Origin of the sequence: Acetobacter orleanensis (assembly GCF_001581005.1) — a bacterium.
GTDB classification, from domain to species: Bacteria; Pseudomonadota; Alphaproteobacteria; order Acetobacterales; family Acetobacteraceae; genus Acetobacter; species Acetobacter orleanensis.
This window is the reverse complement of the sequence record NZ_LHZV01000019.1, coordinates 1-2,167: the sequence shown is the minus strand read 5'-3', so window position 1 is coordinate 2,167 and position 2,167 is coordinate 1. Positions and strand designations below refer to the sequence as shown.

Sequence of the window (2,167 nt, the reverse complement as noted above, 5' to 3'; positions counted from 1 at the left end):
AGATAACCCATGGTCAGGAACTAAACCGTGACACGTACAACGATTGCCTGTCACAGACATGCCGGCCCCTGTTTCACAACCGCAGCATAGAAATCAAATTGATCAGATTATGCTGTAATACTACCAAGTCGAACCGTTATCTGTGCGGTGCCAAGAATTTGTCGCCACGCATGTATAAATATAATGGGAATCTATTTGCATTTGCCCTTGTGTACATGTATCATTGCTTGAGTATGGCGTTCCAAATGGAATAATAAGTTTCCCCGATCTCATGGCACCCTTGATATTTATATTTCCATCATCTTCTACACTAAAAATACTCTTCCCAAAAACAATATATTTTAAACTTTTATCTTTTCCTCCTCCATAACCCAGAAGGTGATTATTTTGTCCAGAAGCTGTTCCATTGGCAGAAAGGTCGAAATACGAATCTGTTTTTGTACGTATCAATACATGTATATTATTTACATAAGATAATTGAGAAAAATCGAATGCAGCATTGTAAATATTGCCATAAGCAGCAAATAGTGTGCCTATCTCTGTTTTATGAGACGGTCCTACGCATAAAAAACAACCAAGCTGGAATTTTTCTTTCCCAAGAAAAACCCATTTTTGTGTCCCGTCCAGAACAGTATGCTTTTCAACGAACGTCCAAAAAGGCTCAAAGGGACCCGTTTTCCCCCCTTGTACTGTCGCTTCATACATATAGTCTATATTATCTTTATTGTTATGTTGTACAATTATACGAAAGGCATCATATTCTGTTTTTGCTTGCCAACGTCCTCCCGTTTTTCCTCCAGCTGAAGAAACCCACTGATTATACCAAAGTCCATATCTTCGAGATTTAAACGGATTGTAAGACGTATCAGGGTTATCGGGCCCTACGCCTGAATAATCCCATTCATCAATATAATGTTGAAGACCTGATTCATAAAAATTGCCATCAAGACTGTAACCCCCAGCAGACAGATTACCATCTTCATCAAACTCATGAACATCCACCCATCCCCAGTTTGTTCCAGCTTCATGAAGATCATTAAAGTTTATGACATCAAAAGCGCCACCATAACCAAATCCGGTTGAGTGCATATTATTATAATGAATAGTAATTCCCGTATTTGAAGATGAATTCACTGTATTTTTATGTACACTACTTCCCCAATTAATTCTATTACACCAGTACTCGTTATATCCAGAAGATTTAGCAGATCCACACTGAGGTGGAGTTTCAAATGAAGCATCAAGAGTGTAAAAATCAGATGTTATCGGCGCGGGCATACGATATGTTAAATAGTCAAAAATATTACTGGAAATATATTTTCTATCTCGCATTATTCCAAATTTTTGTTCAAAATCTTCTACCAAAACGGTGTCGCCGACTTTATCTGCAAGATGACCACCATTCCATGAAGGAGCTGAACCAGACTTCTCCATACTAGACGTTAGAAATTGGCCGTCTGCCTTTAGATAAACATTGTTAAATGCGGCATCAGGAATAGATGTTATAGCAGATCCATCTGATTTTACAGGATAATGCTCTCCATTTCTCAGAGTGAAAAGGACAGGATATGTTGCTTGATTTAAGAGGTTTTGTATATCGTTTGCGCTATACGTACCCGTTGTGGTATCAATATCGGCACCCATATTACTCATATTTGAATTATCTAAAATTGATAGATTGTTTTTCACTCTGTGCTGGATATACGGTAATTTCTCTGATGCTGTAATAATTACGGGTTTCGTAATTTTATTACTAAAAAGATGATTAGTGCTTTTTTCATTACCTGCAATTCGTCTGTTTTTAAATGAAATTTCAGAACCATAAGATGCACTATATGCAAAAAATGAAAAGAGAATACTGCAGGTAATATATTTCATAGTCTCGTCCTCTGAGTAAGCACTTAGTCCCAGCATTTATGAAACATGCTTTCGTGAATATACGGAAGCGCTATCGGTAAATATATGTTACACTAAAACTTTTTTCTACTCATCCTCAAGTAGATACTATATCCACAAAAAAACCTCTTCGCTACAAGCAAGTCGTTAATTAACGATGATGATAATTGAGGCGAACTGCACGGCTGTGAGCAAAATAGAGGGGAGAGATGGACCCCATTTTTTGGGCAGGGGCGTTATGAGACCTGTGCGCGGATGGTAGACTGCGGCA

1 protein-coding gene is annotated in these 2,167 nt (G+C 37.9%); it reads right to left on the bottom strand.

What is annotated here, in order from left to right:
• Positions 1–120: 120 nt before the first annotated feature.
• Complete coding sequence (locus AD949_RS13905) at positions 121–1,878, bottom strand: hypothetical protein (protein WP_141325532.1); 1,758 nt, start codon at positions 1,876–1,878, stop codon at positions 121–123.
• Positions 1,879–2,167: the final 289 nt, after the last annotated feature.

Excerpts from the sequence above, each read along its gene's own strand:
- AD949_RS13905 (WP_141325532.1), bottom strand. The coding sequence starts at position 1,878 with ATGAAATATATTACCTGCAGTATTCTCTTTTCATTTTTTGCATATAGT.